The sequence below is a fragment of the Shewanella sp. MBTL60-007 genome, assembly GCF_019654915.1.
Taxonomy (GTDB): Bacteria; Pseudomonadota; Gammaproteobacteria; order Enterobacterales; family Shewanellaceae; genus Shewanella.
Map to the genome: position 1 here is coordinate 1 of NZ_BPET01000036.1, position 19,825 is coordinate 19,825.

General features: G+C 42.8%; 17 protein-coding genes and 4 tRNA genes. 14 read left to right on the top strand and 7 right to left on the bottom strand.

The window, feature by feature from the left end; translation table 11 throughout:
- Positions 1-1,262, top strand: a 1,262-nt coding sequence (locus K5Q92_RS14260) for a DUF3466 family protein (RefSeq protein WP_220769665.1), incomplete at its 5' end; no start/stop codon positions are given.
- 197 nt (positions 1,263-1,459) lie between these two features.
- On the top strand, positions 1,460-1,636 hold the full coding sequence (gene rmf / locus K5Q92_RS14265) for a ribosome modulation factor (RefSeq protein WP_012155190.1): 177 nt from the start codon (positions 1,460-1,462) through the stop codon (positions 1,634-1,636).
- 133 nt (positions 1,637-1,769) lie between these two features.
- On the opposite strand, the gene fabA is transcribed toward rmf, so the two are convergent.
- Together fabA and K5Q92_RS14275 are read right to left on the bottom strand one after the other, a co-directional pair.
- Positions 1,770-2,285 (bottom strand): bifunctional 3-hydroxydecanoyl-ACP dehydratase/trans-2-decenoyl-ACP isomerase, encoded by a 516-nt coding sequence (gene fabA / locus K5Q92_RS14270; RefSeq protein WP_220769666.1) that lies wholly within the window; start codon positions 2,283-2,285, stop codon positions 1,770-1,772.
- A gap of 67 nt (positions 2,286-2,352) precedes the next feature.
- Positions 2,353-4,062 (bottom strand): S16 family serine protease, encoded by a 1,710-nt coding sequence (locus K5Q92_RS14275; RefSeq protein ID WP_220769667.1) that lies wholly within the window; start codon positions 4,060-4,062, stop codon positions 2,353-2,355.
- Between the two features lie 241 nt (positions 4,063-4,303).
- Between K5Q92_RS14275 and K5Q92_RS14280 the strand changes: the two genes are divergently transcribed.
- The 11 genes from K5Q92_RS14280 (at position 4,304) to rplY (ending at position 12,202) form a co-directional block, all read left to right on the top strand.
- Positions 4,304-4,394 (top strand) — tRNA-Ser (locus K5Q92_RS14280).
- A 219-nt stretch (positions 4,395-4,613) separates the two neighbouring features.
- Positions 4,614-5,258 carry a UvrY/SirA/GacA family response regulator transcription factor gene (uvrY, locus tag K5Q92_RS14285; protein ID WP_220769668.1) on the top strand — a complete coding sequence of 215 codons (645 nt, stop codon included), beginning with the start codon at positions 4,614-4,616 and terminating at the stop codon, positions 5,256-5,258.
- Positions 5,259-5,275: 17 nt separating this feature from the next.
- Positions 5,276-7,105 carry an excinuclease ABC subunit UvrC gene (uvrC, locus tag K5Q92_RS14290; RefSeq protein ID WP_220769669.1) on the top strand — a complete coding sequence of 610 codons (1,830 nt, stop codon included), beginning with the start codon at positions 5,276-5,278 and terminating at the stop codon, positions 7,103-7,105.
- A gap of 47 nt (positions 7,106-7,152) precedes the next feature.
- The gene (gene pgsA, locus K5Q92_RS14295; RefSeq protein WP_220769670.1) at positions 7,153-7,701 is read left to right on the top strand and encodes a CDP-diacylglycerol--glycerol-3-phosphate 3-phosphatidyltransferase; all 549 of its coding nucleotides are present in this window, start codon (positions 7,153-7,155) and stop codon (positions 7,699-7,701) included.
- A 152-nt stretch (positions 7,702-7,853) separates the two neighbouring features.
- Positions 7,854-7,929: transfer RNA gene (locus K5Q92_RS14300), tRNA-Gly, on the top strand.
- A gap of 12 nt (positions 7,930-7,941) precedes the next feature.
- Positions 7,942-8,015: transfer RNA gene (locus K5Q92_RS14305), tRNA-Cys, on the top strand.
- Positions 8,016-8,111: 96 nt separating this feature from the next.
- A tRNA-Leu gene (locus tag K5Q92_RS14310) sits at positions 8,112-8,197 on the top strand.
- A 778-nt stretch (positions 8,198-8,975) separates the two neighbouring features.
- Positions 8,976-9,548, top strand: a complete 573-nt coding sequence (locus tag K5Q92_RS14315) for a type II secretion system protein (RefSeq protein ID WP_220769671.1) — start codon at positions 8,976-8,978, stop codon at positions 9,546-9,548.
- A 181-nt stretch (positions 9,549-9,729) separates the two neighbouring features.
- On the top strand, positions 9,730-11,088 hold the full coding sequence (locus tag K5Q92_RS14320; protein ID WP_220769672.1) for a murein L,D-transpeptidase: 1,359 nt from the start codon (positions 9,730-9,732) through the stop codon (positions 11,086-11,088).
- Positions 11,089-11,276: 188 nt separating this feature from the next.
- Complete coding sequence (locus K5Q92_RS14325) at positions 11,277-11,768, top strand: DUF882 domain-containing protein (protein WP_374758452.1); 492 nt, start codon at positions 11,277-11,279, stop codon at positions 11,766-11,768.
- Between the two features lie 146 nt (positions 11,769-11,914).
- Positions 11,915-12,202, top strand: a complete 288-nt coding sequence (gene rplY / locus K5Q92_RS14330; protein WP_220769674.1) for a 50S ribosomal protein L25 — start codon at positions 11,915-11,917, stop codon at positions 12,200-12,202.
- 73 nt (positions 12,203-12,275) lie between these two features.
- On the opposite strand, the gene K5Q92_RS14335 is transcribed toward rplY, so the two are convergent.
- The 4 genes from K5Q92_RS14335 to sodB all read right to left on the bottom strand — a co-directional run bounded on the left by K5Q92_RS14335 (position 12,276) and on the right by sodB (position 17,869).
- The gene (locus tag K5Q92_RS14335; protein ID WP_220769675.1) at positions 12,276-13,793 is read right to left on the bottom strand and encodes a SpoVR family protein; all 1,518 of its coding nucleotides are present in this window, start codon (positions 13,791-13,793) and stop codon (positions 12,276-12,278) included.
- A 9-nt stretch (positions 13,794-13,802) separates the two neighbouring features.
- The gene (locus tag K5Q92_RS14340; RefSeq protein ID WP_220769676.1) at positions 13,803-15,071 is read right to left on the bottom strand and encodes a YeaH/YhbH family protein; all 1,269 of its coding nucleotides are present in this window, start codon (positions 15,069-15,071) and stop codon (positions 13,803-13,805) included.
- 50 nt (positions 15,072-15,121) lie between these two features.
- Entirely contained in the window at positions 15,122-17,056 is a 1,935-nt protein-coding gene (locus tag K5Q92_RS14345; protein ID WP_220769677.1) for a PrkA family serine protein kinase, read from the bottom strand.
- 228 nt (positions 17,057-17,284) lie between these two features.
- Entirely contained in the window at positions 17,285-17,869 is a 585-nt protein-coding gene (gene sodB, locus K5Q92_RS14350; RefSeq protein WP_220769678.1) for a superoxide dismutase [Fe], read from the bottom strand.
- 224 nt (positions 17,870-18,093) lie between these two features.
- Between sodB and K5Q92_RS14355 the strand changes: the two genes are divergently transcribed.
- A complete protein-coding gene (locus K5Q92_RS14355; RefSeq protein WP_202722041.1) occupies positions 18,094-18,435 on the top strand; it encodes a Grx4 family monothiol glutaredoxin in 342 nt (113 codons plus the stop codon).
- Between the two features lie 81 nt (positions 18,436-18,516).
- Here K5Q92_RS14355 and K5Q92_RS14360 read toward each other — a convergent pair whose 3' ends face one another.
- The gene (locus K5Q92_RS14360; RefSeq protein ID WP_220769679.1) at positions 18,517-19,773 is read right to left on the bottom strand and encodes a uracil-xanthine permease family protein; all 1,257 of its coding nucleotides are present in this window, start codon (positions 19,771-19,773) and stop codon (positions 18,517-18,519) included.
- Between the last annotated feature and the right edge of the window lie 52 nt (positions 19,774-19,825).

Below are 19,825 nucleotides of genomic sequence, written 5' to 3' on the forward strand. Positions count from 1 at the left end.
ATAGTGAATATATCTATAAGGAAGGTGAGTCAGATGAGCAAACTATTAATCTTGGTGGTTTCTCTAGTGCTGCAGCGGTTAACGCTAGTGGTTTAGTGGCGGGTTATGCCAGTACCGACATCAGCGATAACAGTGCCAATATTATTAACTCTTGCGTAGATAGTAATAGTGACACGGCTCCGCAAGAGATCTGTATTCAAGCTAAGCAGTTTCCAAATCAATACGGTTACAGTGATATTCAATATCAGATGCGAGGCTATGTTTGGCAGTATGAGTCAGGCAGTGTCACCGCGACAGAGCTACCACTTGGTCTAGAAGTGACCAATGACAACGTTTATAGCGCTCAAGGTTTAGGCGTCAATAATGAAGGGGTTGTTGCCGGACGTTCTTACGTTTATCGTAAAAACGATAAAGACAGATTGTATTACGATGCGGCCTACTGGACAAAAGAGCTTAATGAAAGTGGCGTTGAAGAGTACAAGTATCACTGGGTTGACGTTGATAAAGTCAAAGATGTCTATTCATCGATTGCTTATGACATCAACGACAATGGCATCTTAGTCGGTAGCTACAACAAGTACATCAATGGCTATAGAAGAGATAAGTTCTTCTATTTCGATACAAATAACCCAGAAACTGCGCTGGTTACGCCTAACGACTTCTATGAGAACCTATCGGACTTGAGTAGCCGTGCGCGTGATATTAACAACCAAGGTCAAGTTGTCGGTTATATCGAGACGACACACGATAAAGAGAAGCCACGCCCTAAAGCCGCTTTCTTGTATGATCTACCAAAGGATGAGTTTAGCAATGTAAACGATTTACTGACCTGTGACTCGAAAGGCTACAAAAAGAATGCTGATGGTGAGTGGGAGCGTAACTTAGTTGAAGTGCAAGATGGCTCGGGTAAGACCTTGACCTATAAGAGTGAGATCATTGTCGTTGAGGGTAACAGCATCAACGAAGACGGCACTATTGTAGGAACCGCCTTTATTCGTAAACCATCATATAAGTTCGATGAAGACGGTAACTTAGTGATAGGTGAAAACGGTTTACCATTCTTTGAGGTAAACGGCTACGGTGATCCTGTAACCTCATTCCTGCCACGTATGGTCGTGTTACAACCGAGTACATCGGGCGCAGAAGCTTGTACGGTTAAGGATGATGATGGCAGTAATGATAACTATGAGCGTAAAGGTGCAGCAAGTTTTGCATGGCTTCTAACCTTACCTTTGCTATGGTTTAGACGTCGAGTTAAGTAAGGCTGAATAGATTATTTACTTAATAAAAATCGAGGTATGTGCCTCGATTTTTTTTGCAATAAATTTGTAAGATTTCTCAATAGCTTAAATTTTAACCTATGTTTTTGGGTTTTTTAGGGATTGATCTTGAGTTTAAAAAGCATTATTTATGGTGGTGAAGCGTTAGCTTCTTTTGTTATCTCAGAGAGGATGCTTGCATGAAAAGACAAAAAAGAGATCGATTAGATAGAGCTTTTTCGAAAGGCTTTCAAGCAGGAATTGGTGGCCGGTCGAAAGAGATATGTCCATATTCGACACTAGATTCAAAATCACAATGGCTTGGAGGTTGGCGTGAAGGCATTGATGGTCGGCTGAGCGGTTTATTTAATAAGTAAGGCTGATGAATAAACAAGACTCAGTAACCTAATTCTAAGAATTATCTTGAAGTAAACAATCGTTGAGAAACAATTTTGCCCTCTTTGTAAGAGGGCATTTTTATTGCGGTATAGCTAGTGTAATGTCTAGGAACTAGAAGCTAGTGGTGTCAGTAAAGATACCGACTTTAAGATCTTTAGCACTATAGATCTCACGGCCGTCCACTTCCATAGTGGCATCGGCAATACCCATAACCAGCTTACGGTATACCTTACGCTTAATCGTTAGCTTATATGTGACTTTTTTCGCTTCAGGTAGTACTTGACCAGTAAATTTGACTTCACCTACACCTAGCGCTCGCCCTTTGCCCTCTGCGCCTTCCCAGCCGAGGAAGAATCCGACTAGCTGCCACATAGCATCAAGACCTAAACATCCCGGCATAACGGGGTCACCGGCGAAGTGGCAGTCAAAGAACCAAAGCTCAGGATTAATATCGAGTTCAGCAACAATTTCACCCTTACCGAATTCACCACCATCCGCGTTAATTTTAAGAACACGGTCGATCATCAACATGTTGTCTTTAGGTAGTCTCGGAGAATTAGGTCCGAATAGTTTGCCAAGTCCACAGGCAATAAGGTCTTCTTTGGTAAAACTGTTTGCGTTACTCATTATTTTAGATACTCCAGCAATTTGAGTCGCCAAGGTTAGCGAACACGTGTACGCTAAACAACTCCGATCAGCTAGAAAATCCTAATTTCTCGATCAATCTTGCAAAAAGGCTCTTCTCCTCCTCTTGATACCCGGCTAAGTTTTCTAAGCGTGATTGCACTAAGCCATAGAGTGAGTCATCTGGAAATTGGTTGTCTTCATCGGCTGTACCTGCTTGTGTTTGCATCAAGATCTCGACGGCCTCATCAATATGCTTCACTTGATATAAGGTGAACTTACCAGCAGTGATAGCTTCGACCACATCGTGATGTAAATTGAGTTGTTGCATGTTAGAGCTAGGAATTATTACACCTTGCTGACCAGTCAGTCCTCGACGTTTACAAAGCTTAAAGAAGCCTTCAATTTTCTCGTTAACGCCACCAATGGCTTGGACATTACCAAATTGGTCAATTGCGCCAGTCGCTGCCAAACTCTGTTTAATTGGTTTCTCTGAAATAGCTGAAATTAAACAACAATATTCTGCAAGAGACGCACTGTCACCATCGATCTCTTGGTAGGACTGTTCAAATACAATATTGGCGTTGAGGTGCAGCGGGGCATCTTTACCGAAGATCCGATAGAGGCAGGCAGAGAGGATCATCATTCCCTTTGCGTGAATATTTCCACCTAATTCCGACTTGCGCTCAATATCGGCCACCTCACCGTCACCATAATGAACAGACGCGGTAATTCGCGCAGGTTCACCGTAACTAAACTCTGCGTTTTCAACCACGGTTAGACCATTAATCTGGCCTATGATTTCATCCTGGGTAGGTAGGTTGATAAAGAGATCATCAAAATTCTGCTCTGAGAGTTTTTCTGAGGCATTATGGCGCTGGTTAATCATGCCAATGCTGTGCAGTAACACCTGTTCAGAGATCTCAAGGCTTTGAGCATAAGCTTTAGCTTGAGCCAACAGTTGTTCTATATTTACCGCCATTAGGCTAAGGCGCTGCTGATGATCCGCAAGCTTTGAGCTGTATTGCAACAGCAATAGCAGAGCAGAGCGCGTTAGCGTGATATTAAGATCATTAAATATGTGAGCTAGCCATTGGCAGTAATCCAATGCGGTATGCTCAGACAGATCCATCTCATTGAGCAATTCGCCAAGCAGAGGGAAGTGGCGTGAGAAGCTCGGTTCGCCTAACCAGCAGCTACCATATTGGTGGCTTGAGCCAATTAAGATTACTTTACATTTAAATGCGACAGCAGGCAGTTGTGAGTGGACGTGGTAGGATTGCTTATCGAGTATTTCGAGTAGTAGATCCCACAGGTTCTCTTTTTTCCATAATGAGTCGGCACAGATGAACAGATAGTGGCAACTGGCAAGCAGGCCAGCCTCATAGGTCTGTGTTTCACTATTATAGCGTCCAATTAGATCGGCTTTGCGTATCGACCCCGATAGATATTGATATTGATGAGTCTTAGTCGCAAGCATTTTGTTTTGCTGCTCTTTATGCTCAACCCAGCTGGTGGCGTTATCTTCATCAAGAATTAAGCTTGATGTCGGGAACTGTCCTTGCTCTTTAACTAAAGCATTGATAATTCGCTTTCGATTACAACCAAAATAATCGGCCAAATACATATGCTGATTATCGGTTTCGGTGAGTAAGCGAAATGCATCTAGGCTTCGCTCTTGACCGAGTAGATCTGCCTTAGGACTTGAGATGAACGCTTGTTCAGCAGCAAGATTGAAACTTGGAGTAAGAGCGGAAACAGGAATAACGTTTGAGTTCATAAAAGTGCATGTCTAGTTTTAGTAGGGAGATACTAGCACATTTTTAAGCGAGCTTTGCCAGTTACCGCTTTGGCGCTATATTTGAACTCGAACCTGTGATGAAGTTGTCGTTTAATTAATCTATAGCGACTATGGCAGCATACTTATCGGCCAATAGTTGAGCGCTAGCGTCAGCCAGACTATTTTTTTGCTAGGAATGGGTTTACATCACCAAAGGAAACGCATAATATTTACGGCGTTCGGAGAGATGGCAGAGTGGTCGAATGCACCGGTCTTGAAAACCGGCATGGGTTTGTAGCCCATCTAGGGTTCAAATCCCTATCTCTCCGCCACATTCAGAAAAGGCAGCCCAAAAGGCTGCCTTTTTGCATTTTTAGTCCATGTAAGCGATTGAAAATCATTGGTATCTTTAGCTATATCCCAGAATCACATCAGTTAAATTTTTACTTTCTATATGCACTTAGATGCGATAAATTGACCTTTATAACATTATCTATTTGGAGTCTGTTAATTCCCAGGCTTTAAGTTGAACAGCGAAAGGTAAGGCGACTTTGATCTCTGTATATTTAGTTGATGACCACGAGTTAGTCAGAACAGGCATTCGGCGGATCCTCGAAGACGAGCGTGGCATTAAAGTCGTTGGGGAAGCGGGAGACGGCGAAACCGCTGTTCAGTGGTGTCGCAAGAATGAAGCCGATGTAATTTTGATGGATATGAACATGCCTGGCATCGGTGGCTTAGAAGCGACACGTAAGATCCTTCGTTTTCAAGCACATGCAAAAATTATTGTGCTCACCATTCATACTGAAGATCCTTTTCCGACCAAAGTGATGCAGGCCGGTGCATCTGGCTACCTGACCAAAGGGGCAACCTCTCCAGAAGTATTGCAGGCAATTAGACAGGTGGCACATGGTCAGCGCTACTTGTCGCCAGAAATTGCACAGCAAATGGCATTGAGTCAGTTTAACCAATCTGAAGATAATCCATTTAAGTCACTTTCGGAAAGAGAACTGCAGATCATGTTGATGATCACCAATGGCGAAAAAGTCAGTGAGATCTCTGAGCAGTTAAATTTGAGCCCAAAAACAGTCAACAGTTATCGCTACCGTTTATTCGCTAAATTGGGCATTGGTGGAGATGTAGAGCTGACTCGCTTGGCTATTCGATATAAAATGTTAGATACAGGACAATTCTAAACAGCTAGCCTCTATCTATGTCTGATGCGTTTAATGCCGAACAATTTTTAAAGACAGTTACATCATCATCCGGTGTATATCGGATGTATGATGATAAAGATGTTGTTATTTATGTGGGGAAAGCTAAAGATTTAAAGAAACGACTTTCCTCTTACTTTCGTAAAAATTTAACCAATGTTAAGACTCAGGCATTGGTGTCCCATATTGCAAATATCGATGTCACTGTGACCCATAGTGAAACCGATGCCTTGATCCTCGAAAATGACTATATCAAGCAGTACATGCCTAAATACAACGTACTGCTGCGTGACGATAAGTCTTACCCTTATATTCTTTTGAGTAACCATAAACATCCACGTTTGGCATACCATCGCGGTGCTAAGCGTGATAAGGGACAGTACTTTGGCCCGTATCCTAATGGCGGCGCGGTACGAGAAAGTCTGCATTTGATGCAGAAAATCTTCCCGATAAGGCAATGTGATGATCTTTACTATAAGTCTCGTTCAAGGCCTTGCCTTCAATATCAGATAGGTCGATGCAGTGCGCCATGTGTGGACAAGGTATCACTAGAGGATTATCAGGAGCAGGTCAGACTCGCGACCTTGTTTTTAAAAGGTAAGAACAAACAAGTGATGTCGGTACTGGTTGATAAGATGGAGCTGGCTGCTAGCGAAATGCGTTATGAGCAGGCGGCGCTCTATCGCGATCAAATTGCTGCTTTAAGGCGAGTTTCCGAGCAGCAAGAAGTATCGAACGCATCGGGTGATATGGATGTGATAGGGGCATATTATGCTTCCGGCGTTGCTTGTTTTCATCTGCTATTTATCCGAGAAGGCAAGATTTTCGGTAGCAGAAGTTATTACCCTAAGGTTCCAGTTAACACTGAAGTGTCTGAGGTATTACGCTCATTTATGCTGCAATTCTATCTGAATTCAGATAGTCAGCGGTTAACACCGAAAGAGATCTTAATCAGTGAACCATTCGATGAGAAAAATGAACTAGCTGACGCAATTCAAACCGCTCTAAACAAGAAAGTTGAGATAAAAACACAGGTACGAGGTGAACGAGCAAGCTTTTTGCGCTTGGCGTTGACCAATGCTACTAATGCTGTTCATACGCGTCTTTCTCATAAAAATACTATCGAACAGCGCTTTCTCCTGCTAGAGGAAGCGATCGAGTCGACAAATCAAATTCAGCGTATGGAGTGTTTTGACATCAGTCATACCATGGGAGAGAGCACTGTAGCATCCTGTGTAGTATTTAACCGAGAGGGGCCGAATAAAGCTGACTACAGACGCTATAATATTACAGGGATTACCCCTGGTGATGATTATGCTGCGATGAAGCAGGCGATAACTCGGCGTTTTGATAAAATAGGCAGTGGCGGCAAGGTTCCGGATATCCTGTTTATTGACGGTGGAATAGGGCAGTTACGAATCGCACAGAAAATAGTGGATGAGAAGTTTGTCTCGCTGGACAATGCTCCAACTTTGATAGGTGTTGCAAAAGGAGAAGGGCGTAAGCCTGGACTTGAAACATTGATTTACGGAGAGAACGAAGAGTCATTTACGCTTCCAGCGGACTCCGGTGCTTTGCACCTCATTCAACACATTCGTGACGAGTCCCATCGTTTTGCCATTACTGGCCACAGAAACAAGCGCCAGAAAACTCGCAACACCTCGAGCTTAGAGTCGATTGCGGGAGTTGGGCCTAAGCGGCGTAAAGCCTTACTGCAATATTTAGGTGGTTTGCAAGAAGTTAAAGGAGCAAGTGTGTCTGAATTGGTAAAAGTGCCAGGTATTAGCTTAGAAATGGCACAAACGATACATGATGCATTGCGAGGGTAACAAAATTAAGGCAAGATTGGCGCTGCTTTTGAATATTAGGTTCTAAAATGCCGTTTAACATTCCTATTGCGTTAACATTGTTCAGGTTATTACTGTTACCTGTTTTTGTTGTACTTTTTTATATACCAGCACCTTGGTCTCCCTTTGCTGCTGCATTTGTGTTTTGGCTTGCAGCGGTTACAGATGCGTTAGATGGCTATGCCGCGAGAAAATTAAAGCAGTCGACTCGTTTTGGTGCTTTCCTCGATCCTGTTGCCGATAAAATCATGGTGACAACGGCGTTAGTCTTGTTAATTTCCGAATACAGTAATATTTGGCTGACACTACCAGCGTTATTCATGATCGGTCGCGAAATCGTGATCTCAGCACTACGTGAATGGATGGCGGAAATTGGCAAGAGAGGCGCCGTTGCCGTCTCTTGGATTGGCAAATATAAAACGGCTGCGCAGATGATCGCTATCACCGGATTGATTTGGCAACCGAATGAACTAATCACTTATGCAGCGTTTGCGCTGTTTTATGTGGCTGCAGTTCTGACATTCTGGTCTATGGTCAGTTATATTTTAGCCGCATGGAAAGATTTAACGGCTGAATAGCCTGTTAAAACACCGATAAGATCAAATAGTGCGCAAACGAATTTTTATCTATAAATATAGCGTTGACTCTTCGAAGTAAATCGGTAGAATGCCATTCCGTAGTCAAGGGGAAGCGAACTAAGCAACAACTTGAAAACGAATTAAATTGAAATGCGACATTAGCTCAGTTGGTAGAGCGATACCTTGCCAAGGTATAGGTCATCGGTTCGAACCCGATATGTCGCTCCAATTTAAATATGTGGCGCGATGGCAGAATGGCTATGCTGCGGATTGCAAATCCGTCGATCTCGGTTCGACTCCGGGTCGCGCCTCCACAATTTAAGAGTTTGATGAGTTTGCTACATGTTGTGTAAACAATAGAGCAAGCAGTATTAATACCGATAATACGTATCGTCAGAGTCAAAGAGTTTGCCCGTGTGGTGGAATCGGTAGACACAAGGGATTTAAAATCCCTCGCTGAATAAGCGTGCCAGTTCAAGTCTGGCCACGGGTACCATCATTAAAGCCTCTGCATTAACGTGCGGAGGCTTTTTTGTATTGGTTGTTTATGAAGAAAGCACAAGGAATTGCTTTTTATAAGAGATGCCTCACTGAATAAGCGTGCCAGTTCAAGTCTGGCCACGGGTACCATCATCAAAGCCTCTGCATTAACGTGCGGAGGCTTTTTTGTATTTGTTGTTTATGAAGAAAGCACAAGGGATTGCTTTTTATAAGAGATGCCTCACTAAATAACCGTGCCAGTTCAAGTCTGGCCACGGGTACCATCATTAAAGCCTCTGCATTAACGTGCGGAGGCTTTTTTTGTATTTGTTGTTTATGAAGAAAGCACAAGGGATTGCTTTTTATTAGAGATGCCTCACTAAATAACCGTATCAGATAAAGTCAGGCCACGGGTACCATCATTAAAGCCTCTGCATTAACGTGTTGAGGTTTTTTTGTATTCGTTGTTTATGAAGAAAGTACAAGGGATTGCTTTTTATAAGAGAAGTCTCACACTCTTCACAAAGTAAGGTGTGCCAGTTCAAATCTGGCCTTGAAACCGTATGACTCCCCTTTAAGCATTAAGTCACCGGAAATTTCAGCGTAATGAGTTAAACGCTCGGCATAACTGATTAATGAAAGTTAGGTTTCTAATTTAGCGTGTTGTGATCTTTGACTAAAATCATAGAGACGGGGGTTATCTCTAATGATTTCACTAAACTTAATTAATCGTAAGTGACGAAACCGGATTTGAGAGTTATATTGTCCACGATCTCTTTGTAATGGATTTTTTTATGAAAGTATTAGCTAAAGGCTTTACCCTAATTGAGTTGGTGGTGGTTATCATAGTGTTAGGGATTTTAGCCGTTATCGCCGCTCCCAAATTTATTAATCTAAACCAAGATGCTCATGATGCATCGATCAAAAGCGCCTTTGGTAGTTTTACGTCAGCAGTGAAGTTGTACCACAGCTGCTGGTTAACGTCGGGGAAGAGTGGCTATCAAGTTGATTTAGCCTGCTATGGTGATGGTACGCTCGATTCTTCAGTAACAGGCTACCCTCTTGGTAAGGATACTTCCCAGAGCGACAATGGTACAAAGCTACAAGGGGAATATTGCAAAGAGATCTGGCAAGGACTGCTAGATAATGATGAATATACTTTAGAAAGCCATGGTAATAATACCTTCGATAAAGGTGATGATATCATTTACTGGTACTCTGGAGGACCGTTGAGCTCGAGTGATACCTATTGTTATTACAATTATATAGCGGATGACCGTAGCCAAGGTGTTAAAAACTGGCAGCTGAAATACTATCCAGCAACGGGTAAGACGGTAATCGGTAAAGGTGAGCTTAGTGTGAACTAGTTTCTTATTCACTATGGCTTGTATAACGCTATTAAAGCTCCTCTTCCGCAGGAGCTTTTTTGTATCTTAATTCCGCTAACTAATCAAAGCTTACAAACTTAGCGACTAATTTTATGCCCCCTCATATACAAAACATAATTGTTTGCCATACTTTAAATGTTAGCGATAATAGGGTGGTTAAATGCGAGTTTTGAGTGTTATTTGCTGTATGGCATTGATTGTTTTGAGTTTAACTTCATCTGCGAGTGAGCGGTTGCAGAGCGCTCAAAAGTTGTTATATCAGCAGGCTTCTGTACTTGCCTTGGTCGATAAGAGCGACAAGTTTAATCATCATAAAAAAGCGCTTCTCGAGTCTAGATTGTCAAAAGAGCAGCTTATAAATATTGAATCTGATATCGCACAGTTTTGGTTGCAACGTCAGATCCCCATTCGTAATAAAGAGCTGAGTCAGACTAATGATCCATTTATTAGGGCGATGGCTATTGAGCCGCGATTGGCGGGATATCTAGAGCTTCAAAATCGTATTCGTCACTTGCAATGGTTAGCGGAGCAGGATTGGTGGCAGCCGATTGAGCTTGAGTATTTAGTTCGCCCCAATCAGGATGATCCAATAGTTTCTGAGGTCTTAAGGCGTTTGTGGTTGCTCGGTGACGCTAAAACAGCTACTTCCGAGTCGACTCGTTTAAGTCCTTTTATTGTTGACGCGATCAAACGGTTTCAGCGGCGCCATGGTTTGAAAGCTGACGGGATCATTGGTCCAGAAACATTAAAATGGATCAATTTGCCTCCTGAGAGTCGGGCGTTAATCTTAGCTAAAAACTTTGTGACTCGAGCAGAATTTATGGCGCAGAGAGGGCAGCGCTTCCTCGTTATTAATGTCCCTGCGTTTGAAATGGAGCTATTTAATAATGGCAAAGTAGAACTCGTTTCCCGAGTGATCGTCGGCAAGCCTTACAGGCCGACACCGCTTCTCAGTAGCTCTATTTCTAATGTTGTGATAAACCCAAGCTGGCGAGTTCCCAAAAAGATACTCTATAACGACCTGTTACCTCAGGTTAGAAAAAATGGTAACTATATCGCGGAGCGTAATTTTGATGTGTATGACCGAAATAATAAACTGGTCGTGAGAACTCCCGAACAGTGGCGTGATTTAGCCAAGGGGCCATTTCCATTTAGGTTTGTTCAGCGACCAGGAAGTAATAATACGCTGGGGCGTTATAAATTCTACTTCCCGAATGAATTTAGTGTTTATCTGCATGATACTTCTGAGCCGAAGTTGTTTCAGCGCAATAATCGTGCGCTTTCATCAGGCTGTATTAGAGTCGAGAATGTTGAGGGCTTGGCAAATTGGATGGCAGCAAACTTAGTTAAGGATAAGCAAACCTGGGTCGATAGGCATGCAGACAGAAAGCGAACTCAATGGTTCGCACTGAACTCAACGCTTGATGTACATTTAGTTTATTGGACTGCTTGGATAGATGACTCCAACCAAGTGCAGTATAGAAATGATATCTATCAGATGCAGGCTGGCTCTAGCTAACTTACCCCTGTGGTGCACAGATCAACGACTTATAATGCAGTTTTTACTAATTTAGGCTAATTACTTGCTTTCTTGGATCTGACGGGGTAATTTGCCTGCCAGTTGTTGGAAAAGTAGTCAGTGGTGTCAGTTTGTCAGTAGTATGTTCCTCTCGTAGACAGTTATTATTAGGTTTGGGTGGCGTAGCGATGTTTTCTATGTTGCCTTCTAAAGCACAAGCAAGTCGTTCAACCAAGGGAGTTAGAAGCCTAGGCTTTTATAATCGCCATACCGGTGAACGCGGGCAGGGAAGCTACTGGGTTGATGGTGATTATCAGAGTAAGATATTGACTGATTTTAGTCAGATCTTGCGTGATCACCGCCAAAATGAAGCCGCACCAATGGATAAACGCCTATTTGATTTCGCTTATCAGTTAAGAGAGTCATTGAGTTTTAAAGATGAACTGCATGTGATTTCAGGCTATCGCTCGCCGAAAACCAATGCAATGCTCGCAAAGCAAAGCAACGGTGTAGCCAAAAAAAGCTATCATATGAAAGGTATGGCATTAGATTTAGCTCTACCTGGAGTTAAGCTTGCCCATATTAGGGAAGCGGCTATAGAGCTTAAACTTGGTGGTGTTGGTTATTATCCGAAATCTGGCTTTGTTCATATCGATACTGGTCCGGTAAGACATTGGTGATGGTAGGGTAAACAAAGTTTTATTCTTGATGTGATAATCTTTGTTAACTGTAATCTTCTATGGTAGAATGCGCCCGCTTTTAGCAGGTCATGGTTGGTCGAAAATCGTGGCCGTTTATTTTATATATTTTATTAAGTGAGTTAAATATGTCTTACACTATTCCAGCACAAGTTCGCACAGAAATCGGGAAAGGTTCGAGCCGCCGCCTACGTCATGCGAAAAAAGTTCCTGGTGTTATCTACGGTCCAGGTAAAGAAGCTATCTCTATTGTTTTTGAACACAAAGACATCATCAACATTCAAGAGAACCAAGATTTCTACACTTCTGAGCTAACTATCGCTCTAGAAGGTAAAGACGTTAAAGTTCGCGTTCAAGACATGCAACGTCACGCGTTCAAGCCAATGGTTGAACACGTTGACTTCAAATTCGCTTAATTTTTAAGTCGATTTGATAAAAGCGCCATATTAGGCGCTTTTTTTATATCTAGGTTTTCGTGTATCGCCTAAATTAAGACGTTTCTGTGTTTTCTGGGCAGGATGCGATGATGTGGGATTTACCATCATCATACTGCTCAAGCTTTACATCAAAGCCCCAAAGCCTGTGTAGATGTTTAACCACTTCATGGCAAGTATCAGCCAGTGGGATCCGGCTGTTTGGTATGTATCTCAAGGTGATAGAGCGGTCACCGGTGATTTCGACATTCTGTACTTGAATATTGGGCTCTAAATTAGACAGGTTATACTGCTGTGATAGCTTTTGCCTAATCGCTTTATATCCCTCTTCATCGTGAATAGCCGAAACGCTGATGTGGTTTTTCCGATCATCATCTAAAACTGCAAATAGCTTAAACTGTCTGATGATATTAGGTGACAGATATTGGCTAATAAAACTCTCATCCTTAAAGTTTTCCATGGCGAAGTGTAGGGTTGTTAACCAATCACTGCCTGCGATATCCGGAAACCACTGCCTATCTTCGTCGGTTGGGTTTTCACAGATCCGCCTAATATCGACAAACATATTAAAGCCTAATGCATAGGGATTAATACCGCTGTAGTAGGGGCTATTATAGCTAGGCTGAGCAACCACATTAGTATGGCTTTGTAAAAACTCAAGCATGAAACGATCCGTTACCAACCCCTCATCATAGAGATGATTGAGGATGGTATAGTGCCAAAATGTCGCCCAGCCTTCATTCATAACTTGAGTCTGTTTTTGTGGATAGAAGTATTGGCCCATTTTTCTGACAATTCGCACAATCTCTCGCTGCCATGGCTCAAGTAGAGGAGCATTCTTTTCAATAAAGTAGAGAATGTTCTCTTGCGGCTCAGATGGAAAACGCTTCGTATCCTCTTTAGTTTCCTCCTGTGGTTGATCAGGTATCGTGCGCCAAAGTTCGTTCACCTGACTTTGAAGATAGGCCTCTCTATCCTTTTGACGCATCTTCTCCTCTCTAAATGAGATTTCACTGGGGCGTTTATATCTATCGACACCGTAACTCATCAGTGCATGGCAGGAGTCGATAATCCCCTCCACCTTGTCTATGCCGTAAAGCTCTTCGCATTCGCTGATATAATTTCTAGCGAATACTAGGTAGTCAATAATTGAGCTGGCATCGGTCCAGGTTTTGAATAGGTAGTTGCCTTTAAAAAAACTGTTGTGACCGAAACTCGCATGGGCCATCACCAGTGCCTGCATGGTGATGGTATTCTCTTCCATTAGGTAGGCAATACAGGGATCAGAGTTGATGACGATTTCATAAGCGAGCCCCATTTGACCACGCTTATATCCCTGTTCCGTTTCGATAAAGCGTTTGCCGAATGACCAATGTGTGTAGCCTATGGGCATACCAATTCCCGCGTATGCGTCCATCATCTGCTCTGCGGTAATGACCTCAATTTGGTTAGGGTAGGCATCTAATCGGTAAAAATCAGCCACCCGTTCAATCTCTGTAAGGTAGGTCTGTAATAAGTCGAAGTTCCAATCTGGGCCATCGTCTAATGGTGTTCTTTTGTTTGGATTTTCCATAATCGCCCCCTAAACAGCCTGCTTTTTAAATAGCTCTCTAAATACTGGGTAGATATCTTCAGCTTGTTTTATATGTTGTACGGCAATATTACTGTATGACTTTTGTAGATCTTCATATTCGCGCCAAAGTGTCTGATGGGCGCGGTTGGTGATCTCTATGTAGCTGAAATAGCGAACAACGGGCAGTAATTTCTTTTCTAATAGCTCATGACAAGAGGGGGAATCGTCAGCCCAATTATCACCGTCCGAAGCCTGAGCAGCATAAATGTTCCACTCGTTTTCGGGGTAACGCTTTTGCTGAATTTCATGCATCAATTTAAGTGCACTGGAAACTATGGTCCCACCCGTTTCTTGTGAATAGAAAAACTCGTGCTCATCCACCTCTTTAGCTTGGGTATGATGACGGATATACACCACTTCCAGATTCTTATAAGTTCGAGTCAAGAATAGATAGAGTAAAATATAGAAGCGTTTTGCCATATCTTTGGTCGCTTGATCCATGGAGCCCGATACATCCATCAAGCAGAACATAACCGCTTGGCTTGACGGTACTTCACGTTTGGCGAAATTGTTGTATCTAAGATCGAAGGTATCAATAAATGGGACTTTCTTAATACGCTGCTTAAGGTCGGCAATCTCTTCTTTGATGGCTAAAATACGTTCGGCCTTAGAGCCGGGAGTATTCTCTAGCAGCGCTAACTCCTGCTCTAGTTCGGTTAACTTGGCTTTTTTAGTCGAGGTCATCGCCGTTCTTCGAGCAAGCGATGAGCGAAGTGAGCGCACAATATTGATATTGGCTGGTACACCGTCATTGGTAAAACCTGCTCGATAAACTTGGTATTCAACCAGTTTATTTAATCGATTATTTTGAAGGTTTGGTAGTTCTAGATCTTCAAATAGAAGTTCCAAATATTCATCTTTTGAGATCTGAAATACAAAGTCATCTTGACCCTCTCCGGAGTCTGAAGCTTCACCTTGGCCAGCACCTTGACCTTGACCAGATGGCGGACGCTCGATTTGATCTCCCTTAGCAAATTTATCATTACCAGGGTGGACTCGCTCTCTAACGCCACCGTTACCTTGATGAAAAGTAGGCTCACTGATGTCTCTTGTAGGAATACTGATCTTCTCACCCTTGTCGACATCGGTAACACTACGGTGGGTGACGGCGTCACTAACGGCTTTTTTTATCTGCTTTTTATAGCGATTGATAAAGCGCTGTCGATTAACAGTACTCTTACCCTTAGAGTTTAACCTTCTATCAATGAAACTTGTCATGCGCACCTCCTAGCCAATTAGAAGGGGAGAAAATCTCCCCTTAGGGCTTTTTAAGAAGACTTTCTTACTCTCAAATACCACTCTGAAAGTAGTCTTACTTGTTTTTGGGTGTAGCCTTTTTCCATCATTCGATTGACAAAGTCATCATGCTTACGCTGATCATCTGTCGAAGTTTTGCCGTTGAAAGAGATAACTGGTAACAGATCTTCAGTGTTAGAGAACATCTTCTTCTCGATGACGGTTCTCAGCTTTTCGTAACTCGTCCACAGCGGGTTTGTGCCTTCGTTGTTTGCCCTTGCGCGTAAAACGAAGTTAACGATTTCATTTCTGAAGTCCTTTGGATTACTGATCCCGGCAGGCTTTTCGATTTTTTCAAGTTCAGAGTTCAACGCGGCTCTATCGAATAGCTGTCCTGTTTCAGGATCACGATACTCCTGATCTTGGATCCAGAAATCGGCGTAGGTGACGTAACGGTCGAAAATATTCTGACCATACTCAGAGTAAGACTCTAAATACGCAGTTTGGATCTCTTTACCTATAAACTCTACATATTTGGGGATAAGGTAACCTTTCAAAAACTCCAGATAGCGCTCTGCAGACTCTGATGGAAACTGCTCCTGCTCGATTTGACGTTCTAGCACATAAAATAGGTGCACTGGGTTTGCCGCAATTTCGGTGTGATCAAAGTTAAACACTCTGGAGAGGATCTTAAAGGCGAAGCGAGTCGATAATCCATGCATACCTTCGTCTACACCCGCATAGTCACGGTATTCTTGATAAGATTTAGCTTTAGGATCTGTGTCTTTTAAACTCTCACCGTCATATACCCGCATCTTAGAGTAAATAGACGAGTTTTCCGGTGCAACGACCCTAGAGAGCACACTAAATTGTGCCAAGGTTTCTAATGTACCTGGCGCACAAGGGGTATTTGCTAACTCTGAATTAGCAAGTAACTTCTGGTAGATCCGTACTTCTTCAGAAATTCTGAGGCAATAGGGCACTTTGACGATATAAACACGGTCAAGAAACGCCTCGTTGGTCTTGTTATTTCTAAAGGTCTGCCACTCAGACTCGTTAGAGTGCGCAAGAATAATACCGCTAAAGGGCAGGGCAGATAGCCCCTCAGTGCCGTTATAATTACCTTCCTGTGTCGCTGTCAACAGCGGGTGAAGTACCTTAATTGGGGCCTTGAACATCTCCACAAATTCCATCATCCCTTGATTGGCACGGCATAAGGCGCCAGAGTATGAATAAGCATCGGCGTCATGCTGGGCAAAGTGTTCGAGTTGACGAATATCGACCTTACCGACTAACGAAGAGATATCTTGGTTGTTTTCATCTCCAGGCTCGGTTTTCGCGATGGCTAACTGATCGAGAATTGAGGGATACACCTTAACAACTTTAAACTTGGAGATATCACCGCCAAATTCATGCAGGCGCTTTACAGCCCATGGTGACATGATAGTTTTGAGGTAGCGCTCAGGAATGCCATATTCTTGCTTTAGAATTTCCCCGTCTTCATCGATATTAAACAGACAGAAAGGGTGATCGTTTACTGGGCTACGTACGCCATCGGCCGTTAGCACATAGATGGGGACATTCTGCATTAATGCTTTGAGTTTTTCAGCCAGCGATGACTTACCACCACCTACAGGTCCAAGCAGGTAGAGGATCTGTTTTGATTCCTCTAACCCCTGAGCTGAGTGCTTTAAATAGGCGACAATTTGCTCTATGGCTTCTTCCATTCCGTAAAAGTCTTTAAATGCTGGATAGCGGGATATTAGACGGTTGGAAAATAATCGACTGAGAACAGGGTCTTTAGAGGTATCGATGAGCTCAGGCTCACCGATTGCCACCAATAACCGCTCTGCAGCAGAAGCATAGGCACTTCGGTCTTTCTTACAGATAGCTAAAAAGTCTTCTAATGAATATTCTTCATCAAGCTTCTTCTCATAGCGCTGTTGGTAATGCTCAAATATACTCATAATCGGCCCCCTGAAACGCAAAATTAGTAAGGTTAGAGGTAAACAAAGTTCGCCCCCTACCTTTAATGTTAGACGCAAAATGAGAGCTGTGTGGGAAAAAACTAAATAAAAACAATAAGAAATAGTTGCATTTGCAATTATTGCAGTTGAGATGAAGGGCTGTATTTTTAAGAAAGCAATAAAAAAGGAGCCCTAAGGCTCCTTTCATTTAATTGCAAAGTTAACAGCTTAACCTGCGAAGTTTGCGTTAACAAAATCCCAATTAACCAGCTCCCAGAAGTGTGCTAAATAGTCAGGGCGCACATTACGGTAATCGATGTAGTAGGCGTGTTCCCATACATCCACAGTCATGATTGGAGTAACACCTTCATCTGTAAGCGGAGTTGCCGCATTGCTTGTATTGACGATTGCTACAGTGCCATCGGCATTTTTTACAAGCCAAGTCCATGCGCTACCAAAGTTGTTAACTGCAGCATCGGTAAACTGAGCCTTGAATGCTTCGAATGAACCAAAGGCTGCGTTGATAGCGTCGGCAACAGGACCTGTCGCTTCGCCGCCACCGTTTGGTGATAGACAGTTCCAGTAGAAAGTGTGGTTCCAGATTTGAGCTGCGTTATTGAAGATACCACCAGTAGAGGTCTTGATGATCTCTTCTAGGCTCTTCTGCTCAAGCTCTGTACCCTCAACTAAACCGTTAAGCTTAACAACATAAGTGTTGTGATGCTTACCGTAATGGAAGTTGATTGTTTCTTCCGAGATATGTGGCTCAAGTGCGTTCTTTGCGTACGGTAAAGCTGGTAATTCAAAAGCCATTTCTGTTCTCCATTAACTCTGGTTTGTTATTTTGTGTGTTCTTGCTCACTGCGGCACATTTTACCTAATAAACTTGTGAAGTGTATCATTGTTTATTCAAAAAGAGCGATTATCTTAATCGATTATTTCTATTGGTAATTAACCATGCAAAAAGTAGGTTTTTGTTCTGTGAAATACTGACGTACAATGGGCTGATTGTAGTGATGTTTAAATCAGGAAATAAAATGGAAACTGTAGATAAAATCAAGCAGCAAATTGCCGAAAATCCAATTATCGTTTACATGAAGGGCTCACCTAAGTTACCTAGCTGTGGTTTTTCTTCTCAGGTAGCACAGCTTATGATCAACTGTGAAGAGCAGTTTGCTTTCGTTGATATCCTTCAGCACCCGGATATCCGTGCCGAGCTACCAAAATACGCAAATTGGCCTACTTTTCCTCAGCTATGGGTGGAAGGTGAATTGATTGGTGGCTGTGACATTCTGACAGAAATGTATCAAAAAGGTGAGCTACAAACGCTTATCAAAGAAACAGCAGCAAAATTTAAGACTGAAGACGATCAAGCATAAGCTTTATTGTGTTACAGCTTTAAGCTAATAAAAAGCCCCTAATGATGATATCAATAGGGGCTTTTTAGTATTTAGCAGTAATTATGAAGAAGGGTTAATCTTCTCTGCGATAATTTTTTCATGTGAGGCTGCATTATCTGGTAGTAGTAAGTTCATACCAATAGCTACGATACCGCAAAGGCTGATCCCCGTTAAGCTAAACGAGCCTATACCAAAGGCCATTCCACCGATACCAAATACTAATGTAACACCGACGATACTTAGATTACGCGGTTCATTCATATCAACGTGATTCTTAATTAGCGAGTTAAGACCGACTGCTGCAATTGAACCAAACAGTAGGCACATGATGCCGCCCATAACAGGTACAGGTATTGTTTGTAGTAGTGCACCTAGCTTGCCTACAAAAGAGAATAGAATTGCGGTAATTGCGGTCCAAGTCATTACAACAGGGTTAAAGTTTTTAGTTAGTGTCACTGCGCCTGTGACTTCACTATATGTTGTATTTGGTGGCCCACCAAATGCTGAGGCTGCTATGGTTGCAACGCCGTCACCAGCTAGTGTGCGGTGTAATCCTGGTTTTTTAAGATAATCTTTTCCTGTGACGTTTGAGATAGCGAGGATATCGCCGATGTGCTCGACCGCTGGCGCGATTGCTACTGGGATCATAAACAAAATGGCATGCCAGTTAAATTCAGGAGCGACAAAGTTTGGCATCGCAATCCAAGCAGCTTCTCTCACGGGAGTAAAATCAACAATACCGTAGGCTAGGCTTAAGCCATATCCAACAGATATACCAGCCAGGATAGGCATTAACTTTAGTAAGCCTTTAGCGAAAATAGCTACGGCTATGGTAGTGATGAGCGAGGCAAGTGATATAAACAGCGCGACGTTCTGTTCAACAAGTATTAGGCTACCGTCACCGCTCTTTCCTACAGCCATATTAACGGCAACAGGAGCGAGGCCTAAACCGATAACTATGATGACGGGGCCGACTACAACAGGTGGTAGGAGGCGTTTAATAAAACCGCCGCCTCTGACTTTTATAATTGATGCCAAAATAACATAGACCAGACCTGCAGCCATTAAGCCACCCATTGTCGATGGGATCCCCCAAGTCTGTACGCCATACATAATGGGTGCGATAAACGCGAAAGATGAGGCTAGAAAAATCGGGATTTGACGCTTTGTAATTAATTGGAACAGTAGAGTACCAATACCGGCGGTAAAGAGTGCAACGTTTGTATCTAAGCCCGTAAGAAGGGGCATCAATACAAGGGAGCCAAAGGCGACAAACAGCATCTGCGCACCCTGCAAAGGCATCATTAGTTTTTTCATTCTTTTTCTCTTAATTTTATGTAAACCTATCAATGATAACTGTTTTTGATGG